General features: G+C 66.1%; 8 protein-coding genes. 4 read left to right on the forward strand and 4 right to left on the reverse strand.

All coding sequences use genetic code 11. The features are described 5' to 3' along the window. Nucleotides 1-438 (reverse strand): ATP-binding cassette domain-containing protein (locus tag LPZ50_RS18605; RefSeq protein ID WP_230663486.1); only part of this gene is annotated, 438 nt, incomplete at its 3' end. Nucleotides 439-636: 198 nt separating this feature from the next. Between LPZ50_RS18605 and LPZ50_RS18610 the strand changes: the two genes are divergently transcribed. From LPZ50_RS18610 to LPZ50_RS25335, 3 genes are all read left to right on the forward strand, one after another. Further along, entirely contained in the window at nt 637-1,281 is a 645-nt protein-coding gene (locus LPZ50_RS18610) for a bifunctional 4-hydroxy-2-oxoglutarate aldolase/2-dehydro-3-deoxy-phosphogluconate aldolase (protein WP_230663488.1), read from the forward strand. After that, a complete protein-coding gene (locus LPZ50_RS18615) occupies nt 1,274-2,209 on the forward strand; it encodes a sugar kinase (protein WP_230663490.1) in 936 nt (311 codons plus the stop codon). Before LPZ50_RS18610 ends, LPZ50_RS18615 begins: the two co-directional genes overlap by 8 nt. 157 nt (nt 2,210-2,366) lie before the next feature. Further along, nucleotides 2,367-2,495 (forward strand): hypothetical protein, encoded by a 129-nt coding sequence (locus LPZ50_RS25335; protein WP_268903484.1) that lies wholly within the window; start codon nt 2,367-2,369, stop codon nt 2,493-2,495. A 75-nt stretch (nt 2,496-2,570) separates the two neighbouring features. Here LPZ50_RS25335 and LPZ50_RS18620 read toward each other — a convergent pair whose 3' ends face one another. Then, nucleotides 2,571-3,497, reverse strand: coding sequence for a LysR family transcriptional regulator (locus LPZ50_RS18620; RefSeq protein ID WP_230663492.1), 927 nt, complete (start codon nt 3,495-3,497; stop codon nt 2,571-2,573). A gap of 219 nt (nt 3,498-3,716) precedes the next feature. On the opposite strand from LPZ50_RS18620, the gene LPZ50_RS18625 reads away from it, so the two are divergent. Further along, nucleotides 3,717-4,652: a glycosyltransferase family 2 protein gene (locus LPZ50_RS18625; RefSeq protein WP_230663494.1), complete on the forward strand. Its 936-nt coding sequence runs from the start codon at nt 3,717-3,719 to the stop codon at nt 4,650-4,652. Nucleotides 4,653-4,658: 6 nt separating this feature from the next. Here LPZ50_RS18625 and LPZ50_RS18630 read toward each other — a convergent pair whose 3' ends face one another. Both LPZ50_RS18630 and LPZ50_RS18635 read right to left on the reverse strand, forming a co-directional pair. Beyond that, the gene (locus tag LPZ50_RS18630) at nt 4,659-7,073 is read right to left on the reverse strand and encodes a TonB-dependent receptor (RefSeq protein ID WP_230663496.1); all 2,415 of its coding nucleotides are present in this window, start codon (nt 7,071-7,073) and stop codon (nt 4,659-4,661) included. Between the two features lie 79 nt (nt 7,074-7,152). Continuing rightward, nucleotides 7,153-7,873 (reverse strand): FecR family protein (locus LPZ50_RS18635; RefSeq protein WP_230663498.1); only part of this gene is annotated, 721 nt, incomplete at its 5' end.

Here is a 7,873-nt window from a genome sequence, read left to right on the forward strand (position 1 = left end):
GGCCGGCGCGCGCCGGGCCAGCGACGCCGCAATGGAATCGGGCGTGTCGCGCCGTACCAGCTTGCCGCAGCCGCGGCAGTACAGCCTGGCGCCGCGCGCGAACAGCAGTTTCAGGTGGTCGTTCAGTTCGGTCATGGTGCCGACCGTGCTGCGCGAACTGCGCACCGGGTTGGTCTGGTCGATGGCGATGGCGGGCAGAATGCCCTCGATGCGGTCGACCTGCGGCTTGTCCATGCGGTCGAGGAACTGGCGCGCATACGGCGAGAAGGTCTCGACGTAGCGGCGCTGGCCTTCGGCGTACAGGGTGTCGAAGGCCAGCGAGCTCTTGCCCGAGCCTGACACGCCGGTAATGACCACCAGTTCGCCCGTGGCGAGAGTCAGATCCAGGTTTTTCAGGTTGTTCTGGCGTGCGCCGACGATGCGGATGTGGGAGCTCATGGCGGAGGGGCGTGGCGTGAAAGAGGCGGAAACGACGAGGGTATACCCGGAAGGCGACAGGATATCGCTGAAAATATCTGTATATATACACAGTATCTCAGATTCCGGAAAATCCCGGTAGCGGCCCGCCCGGGCCGGGGCTGTACCGCGGCGCCCGTCCCCTATAACCTATCGCTACCTTTGTTTCGCGAGATACTCATGCCCCGTGCCGATGTACCCACCCCGGTTTCCCGCCTGCTGGCCGATCGCGTCGTGCCGGTACTGCGCTACAGCGACGCCGCCACCGCCGCCTATGCCGCCGAAATCGCCGTGCAGGCAGGCTGCGCCACGCTGGAGCTGACCTGGACGATCCCCAGGGTAACCGACCTGGTGCGCGCGCTGCGCGACAAACATGGCGACGCGCTGCTGCTGGGCGTGGGTACCGTGCTGGACGAGGCCCAGGCGCGCGACGCGCTGGTGGCCGGGGCGGATTTCCTGGTGGCGCCGGGCCTGGTGCCGGGCATCGCCGACATGGCCCATGCCGCCGGCGCCCTCTGCCTGCTGGGCGCCTTCACCCCCACCGAAGTACTGGCGGCGCGCCAGGCCGGCGCCGATATCGTGAAGGTCTTCCCCGCCGATACCGGCGGGCCGCGCCATCTCGCGGCACTGAAGTCGGTGTTTCCCGACGTGGCGTTCTGCCCCACGGGCGGCGTCACCGAACAGAACATGGGCGAATACTTTGCCGCCGGCGCGGCCCTGGTGGGCATAGGCAGCAATCTGTACGACAAGGCCGCCTTCGCGGCCCGCGATACCGGCGCCCTGGTGCGCCAGATCATGCGCACGCGCGAGGCCGCCCATGGCTGATTTCGATTTCGATATCGTCGGGCTGGGCGAGCCCCTGATCGAATTCAACCAGACGCGCGCCGGCCAACCGCAGTACCTGCAGGGTTTTGGGGGCGACACCTCCAATGCCGTCATCGCCGCCGCGCGCCAGGGCGCGCGCTGCGCCTACCTGACGCGCCTGGGCGGCGACGCCTTCGGCCAGCAGTTGCTGCGGCTGCTGCGCGACGAACAGGTGGATACGGCGGCCGTGCGCGTCGACCCCGACGCCCATACCGGGGTGTACTTCGTGCAGCACGGCCCCGATGGGCACGTGTTCAGCTATTTGCGCCGCGATTCCGCCGCCAGCCGCATGCAGCCGTCCGACCTGGACGGCGCGCCGCTGGAACGCAGCCGTTTCCTGCATGTGTCGGGCATCAGTCTGGCCATCAGCGCCAGCGCCTGCGACACGGTGTTCGAAGCCATTGCGCGCACCCGCCAGGCGGGCGGGCAGGTCAGCCTGGATTCCAACCTGCGCCTGCGGCTGTGGCCGGTGGCGCGCGCCCGCGCCATTCTGCGCGAAGCCCTGGCCATGGCCGATGTATTCCTGCCCAGCCTGGACGACCTGCGCCACCTTACCGGCCACGAAGACCCGCAGCGCACGCTGGACTGGATCCGCGCGGCCGGTGCGCCGGGCGTGGTGGTGTTGAAGCTGGGCAAGGCAGGCGCGCTGGTCGACGACGGCAAGCAGCGCGTGCCGGTGGCCGGCATGCCGGTACAGGCCGTCGATGCCACCGGGGCCGGCGACTGCTTTGCCGGCAACCTGCTGGCGCGCCGCTGTGCCGGCGATGACTGGATCGCGGCGGTGCGCTATGCCAATGCGGCCGCGGCGCTGTCCACCACGGGATACGGGGCGGTGGAACCCCTGCCGCGCCCGGAAGCCGTGCGGGCCCAGCTGGCGCAGGGGCAATAGGGCGGTTTGGCTACCCGGCCGCTTTCAGGCTAGAATACCGAGTTATCCCAGTTTTTGCCGCCAGCCCGTGGCGCTTTGGCAGCCGTTGCCGAAGGGCCACCAATTCGGACACCGTCGGGCGGGTTTGGGCACCATCGAACCTTACCGGAGAATCATTATGGCTGAGCGCAAACGCGTGCGTCGCAACACCCTGGAACGTCGTTGCCTGGGCAAGGCTTTCAAGCGCTTGTTCGTCAACTCGCCCAAGGGCGTTTTCAAGATGCTGGAAAAAATCAAGCGCGTGTAATTTTCCGCGCCTGATTTCAGAAAAACCGCCGGTTCGCCCGGCGGTTTTTTTTCGTGCGATGCACGTGGCCCGTGGCTATTCGGCGGGGTCCAGCCAGGGGCGGATGAAATCCATGAAGGCGCGCGTCTTGGCGGGCTGCACCGGCGACGGAAACACCGCATAGACCGACAGCGGCGCCGAGGTCCAGCCGGGCAGGATGCGCCGCAGGGAATTGCGCCCGATGATGGGTGCCAGGGCGCGGCAGTTGGGCAGGCGGGTAATGCCCAGGCCCAGGCCCGACAGCGTGCCGATCACGCTGATGTTGTTGCCGGCGATGGCCCCGCGCACCGGCACCCGTTCCAATTGTTTGCCATGGTGCAGCGTCCAGGCTGAATCGTCCAGGTCCATCGTGGTGCGCAGGCATTCGTGGTTCGAGAGATCCGCGGGCTGCAGCGGTTCGCCGTGCTCTTGCAGATAATCGGCCGACGCATACAGGTAGCCGTCGAGCGACGTGATTTTCCTTACCGCCGGGTCTTCGGCGGCGGATGTGTGCAGCGGTTCGTGGTCGCTGCCGAAACGCAGCGCGATATCGAACGGCCCACCCTGCGAGTTTTCCACGGCCTTCTGGTTCAGGTCGAACTCGCATTCCAGGTCGGGATAGCGGTCGGTGAATTCCTTCAAGGCCTCGGGCAGCAGCCATATCGCCATGCTGTACGGAATGGAAATGCTCAGCCGGCCCTGCGGGCTGGCCGACAACGCCAGCAGTTGCTCGTGCGCCAGCCGCGCGTCGTCGATCAGGCCCTGGCAGCGCTGCAGATAGGCGTTGCCCGCATTGGTCAGTTCCAGGCGCCGTGTATTGCGGTTGATCAGGCGCAGCCCGATCAGGCGTTCCAGTTGGCCGATGCGCCGCGACAGGGTAGAGGTGGGCATGCCCAGCGCGCGCGCCGCCACGCTGAAGCTCTTGCGGCGCGCCACCTCGACAAACAGCGCGATGTCATTCAACTGGACGGGATGAGATTCCATGGCGATTCCATATGAGCCGCACGAGTTTACCCGCTGGCCCCTTGCCACAGGGGCCGGGCAATATCGGGCGTCGTATAAATATGGAAAAACATGACAGATTTGTTTGCAAATTGGACGCGCGGGGATGCATCTGGCTGATGCATATCCCATACACTGGAGCCCTTGTTTTTACCCATAATCAAATAGACCGCCGCAGCCTTACGCGTATCGGCCAAGCGCATGAGTGACCCGCAATTCACGTTCACGGTACTGACGCCCACCTACAACCGGGCCGCTACCCTGCATCGTGTGTATGAATCCCTGAAACGGCAGTCCTGTCGCGATTTCGAGTGGTTGATCGTCGACGACGGCTCAACCGACCGCACGCACGAAGCGGTGCAGGCCTGGCAGGCCCAGGCGAATTTCCCCATCCGGTACATCTGGCAGAAGAACCAGCACAAGAAAACCGCCTTCAACCGGGGCGTGCGCGAAGCGCGCGGCCGGTTCGTGGTTACCCTGGACAGCGATGACGAAATCCCGCCCGATGCGCTGCAGATCCTGCGCGACGGCTGGGAAGCCATTCCGCCCGACCGCCGCGAGGCCTATGTGGGGGTGACGGGCCTGTGCGCGCATCCCGACGGCAGCATCGTGGGCGACCGCTATCCGCAGGATATTTTCGACACGTCGGCCGTGGATATGTATTTCCGCCACCGCGTGAAGGGCGAGAAGTTCGGCAGCATGCGCACGGACGTGCTGCGGCGCTTTCCCTTTCCCGAGAACGTGGCGGGCTTCGTGCCCGAGAGCCTGATCTGGTGGGCGATGGCGCGCGCGGGGTACCTGAACCGCTGCATCAACCAGGTGGTGCGCATTTATCATCCCAGCGCCGATGGATTGAGCCGTGGCGCGGTATCGGTGCGCAACAATGCCCAGGGCCTGTACCTGCTGGCCTGGGACATTCTGCAGCATCACATGGACTGGTTTCGCTACCGGCCCAAGGAATTCCTGATGGCGGCCGCGCGCTACACGCGCTTCCGCCTGGATCTGCAGCATTCGGGCCTGCCCACCGCGGTCAGCGCCTATCGACTGACGTCGCCGCTGGCGCGGGGGCTGGTGTTCCTGATGTGGCCGCTGGGTTACGCCCTGTACCGGCGCGACCGGCGCCGCGGCCTGACCTAGGCGCCCTCAGAACTGCATCTGCGCCGAGAACGCCACGCTGCGCGGGGCGCCCAGATAGTAGCTGTTGAGCCAATAACTGCGGTCCGCCACATTGTTCACCGTCAGCCGCAGCGACAGCGGGCGCCCGCCGACCTTGGTGGCATACCGCAGCCCCAGGTCGAACGTGGTGTATGAAGGCAGCCGGCTGTCGTTGGCCTGGTCGGCCCACTGCTTGCCCACGTAATAAATGCCGCCGGTGGCGCTCAGGCCCGGCATGAAGGGCAGGGCGTATTCCGAATACAGCTTGGCCATGACCTTGGGCACGTTCATGGGGGCGTTGCCGCTGCTGCCGCCGCCTTCCACCTTGGCCGTCAGCAGCGTCACGCCACCCACCACCGTCCACGCCGGCGTGACCTTGCCGAAGGCGGTGGCTTCGAAACCGCGATGGCGCTGCTTGCCGTCCTGGGTGTAGACATTGCCGGAGTTGGTGTATTCGTAGGCTTTCTCAATGTCGAACAGCGCGCCCGTCAGCAGCACGCCGCCCAGTTCGGCCTTGATGCCGATCTCCTTCTGCTTGCTGACCATGGGCGGCATGATGTCCAGGCTGTTGGCCGCCGTCAGCGGCGCATAGCCGCCTTGCTCCAGGCCTTCTATGTAGGTGGCGTAGGTCGTCAGCCAGGGCCGCGGCTTGTACATCAGCGACAGGTTCGGCGAATTGCGCGATTGCTCGTAGTCGGGCTGCGTCGGGTCGCCCTGGGCGTCGCGGCTGATGCTCTCGATGCGGCTGTGGTTCACGCCCACCAATGCCGACCATTGCTCGTTGAACGTGATCAAGTCGCCGATCATGAAGTTGTCGTTGCTGACCCGGCCGGAAAAATACATCGAACCCTCGGGTACGGGCGGCCACGCTGGTTCGGGGACATGGGTGGGCGAATCGAAGCCGTAGGGGCCCATCCAGCCGGAGTTCGGGCTGTAGGTCGTGCCCCATTGGCTATCCTTGAACCCGTAGTAGCCAGCGGTGATCATGTGGTTCACCGGCCCCGTCGCGAACGACAGGTCGGCCAGCGCCTGCCAGGCTTCGGACTCGGTGCGCGTGCGGCCCGAATGGATGCGGATCTGGTAGTACTCGGTGGGCGAACGTACCGAGTTCATGGTGTGGTCCTGCTTGGGGCGGTCTTGATAGTCGCGCATATGCGCGGCGCGCAGCGTCAGGTGTTCGTTGGCCTGGTAGCTCAGCTTGGCGCCGTACTTCCGGCTTTTGGTCTGTTCCTCGATCCAGGGCTGGCTCCAGTTCTTGCTGGCATCCGGCGCCTCGATGCGCGGCACGCCAGCGCGGAACGTCCAGTACGAGTTGGGGGCGTCGATCTTGTAGTCGCTGTACGATGCGTTCAGTTCGACTTTCAAGTTGTTGGTCAGGTGCCAGTCCAGCGCCAGGCTGGCCAGGCTGCGGTCGATTTTCTGGTCGTCGATGGCGGTATCGCCGTCCTGGCGCACCAGGTTCAGCCGGTAGCCGAACTTGCCCGCGTCATCGATGGGTCCGCCGAAGTCGCCGTGCACGTAGTACTGGCTGCCGCCGTAATTGCCTACCGTGACGCTGTTCAGCCGTTCGGCCGTCGGGCGTTTGTTGACGTAGTTGATCATGCCCCCCGGGGATGCCGCGCCGAACAGAAAACCGGACAGGCCGCTCAGCACCTCGACGCGCTCCTTGTCTTCCAGCGACGTGGCATAACCGTACGCGCGGCGCAGGCCGTCTTCGGCGCGGTCGTAGCTGTTGAAGCCGCGTATCTTCACCATCGGCGCCCAGCCGCTGACCTGCGGCGTCTGCGACAGCGTGGTGGGGTTGATGCGGTAAAGATCGTCGGGCGACTGCGCCAGGGTGTTGGCGATCAGGTCGCGCGACACCACCGTCATTGAATAGGGGGCGTCCTGCAGCGGCATGCTGCCCAGGATGCCCACCGACGATACCGTGCTGGCTCGATAGCCCTCCGCCGCGCTACCTTCTTCCTGCAGCGCCGTGTTCTGCCATGCACGCACCTGCACGGCGGGCAGAGTGGTGATGGGCTGCCCGGAGGAAGCCGGCGCCGGCCGCAGCGAATAGGCGCCATTCGGCAGCGGCACGGCTGCCACGCCGGTGCCGGCCAGCAGCCTGGCCAGCCCGTCCTGGACGGTGTAGCGGCCATTCAACCCCTGGGTGCTGCGGCCCGTGATCAGGGCGGCGTCATACGAAAACGTGATCTTGGCCGCGCGGGCCAGGGCCTCGATGGCTTGGTCCAGCCGGCCCGCCGGAATGGAAAACTCTTGCGGCATTGCGGGAGCCTGCGCATGGGCGGGCGCCACGGCCAGGCTGGCCAGGATCAGGGGCGCAGGCAGGGCGCGCAGGGCAAGGCGCAACATCGCGCGTGCCGGCAAAGTGGGCAGGGGCGAAAAACGGCGAACAGGCATGGTGGATTCCAGCTGTAGGAAGGCGACCCCCTGAAGATGGGGTCTTCCTAAGTACAGACGGACGAAACCGGCGATCCCTTCACTTTTTCCGCACCACCGTCAGCAGCCGCGTATAGCGGTTGATGGCGACGGGCTGGGTCAATGCAAGGGTTTCCAGGGCCTGGCTCACGTCGTGGGTGTGGAAGACGCCGGATACCCGCAAATCCGCGATGTCCTGGTCGCACCAGATGCGGCCGAGCTGATAGCGCTGCAATTCCTGCAGCAGATCGGCCAGGCGCATGTCATTGCCGGCCACCACGTCGCGCGTCCAAGCGTCCGGGGCCAGCCCCGTCGGCGCCGCCGGCAACAGGTCCGTGGCGCTCATCCAGCGGCTTTCCCCGGCCCGCACCACGCCGCTGGCTGCGCCGGAGTCCGGGTACAAGGCCACGGCGCCTTCCTGCACGCTGACGAACACGCCGTCGCTGTCCAGGCGCACCACGAAGCGCGTGCCCAACGCTTGCAGGCGGCCCATGGGGGTGCCGACCCAGAATGGGCGGGGCGTGGCGGCGTTGTGGTCGGCGCCGGTGGTGATCATGATTTCGCCGCGGGCCAGTGTGATGAAGCGCCGCTCGTCTGACAGGGAGGCGCTGGCGGCGCTGTCGGTGTTCAGTTCCAGCAAGGTGCCATCGGCCAGTTCCCAGCGCTTGCGTTCGCCCACGCCGGTGCTGAAGTCGGCGGCCACCCGCTGCCAGGGCGCATGGCGGTAGGCGGTCCAGCCGGTGCCCAGCAGCAGGCCCAGCCCGGCCAGCGCGCCCAGCGCG

It is taken from the genome of Bordetella petrii (genome assembly GCF_020991325.1).
In the GTDB taxonomy this organism is placed as follows: Bacteria; Pseudomonadota; Gammaproteobacteria; order Burkholderiales; family Burkholderiaceae_B; genus Bordetella_A; species Bordetella_A petrii_E.

What these genes read in the sequence shown, in the direction of transcription:
- LPZ50_RS18610 (WP_230663488.1), top strand. Translation starts at nt 637, where the DNA reads ATGCCCCGTGCCGATGTACCCACCCCGGTTTCCCGCCTGCTGGCCGAT.
- LPZ50_RS18615 (WP_230663490.1), top strand. Translation starts at nt 1,274, where the DNA reads ATGGCTGATTTCGATTTCGATATCGTCGGGCTGGGCGAGCCCCTGATC.
- LPZ50_RS25335 (WP_268903484.1), top strand. Translation starts at nt 2,367, where the DNA reads ATGGCTGAGCGCAAACGCGTGCGTCGCAACACCCTGGAACGTCGTTGC.
- LPZ50_RS18620 (WP_230663492.1), bottom strand. Translation starts at nt 3,497, where the DNA reads ATGGAATCTCATCCCGTCCAGTTGAATGACATCGCGCTGTTTGTCGAG.
- LPZ50_RS18625 (WP_230663494.1), top strand. Translation starts at nt 3,717, where the DNA reads ATGAGTGACCCGCAATTCACGTTCACGGTACTGACGCCCACCTACAAC.
- LPZ50_RS18630 (WP_230663496.1), bottom strand. Translation starts at nt 7,073, where the DNA reads ATGCCTGTTCGCCGTTTTTCGCCCCTGCCCACTTTGCCGGCACGCGCG.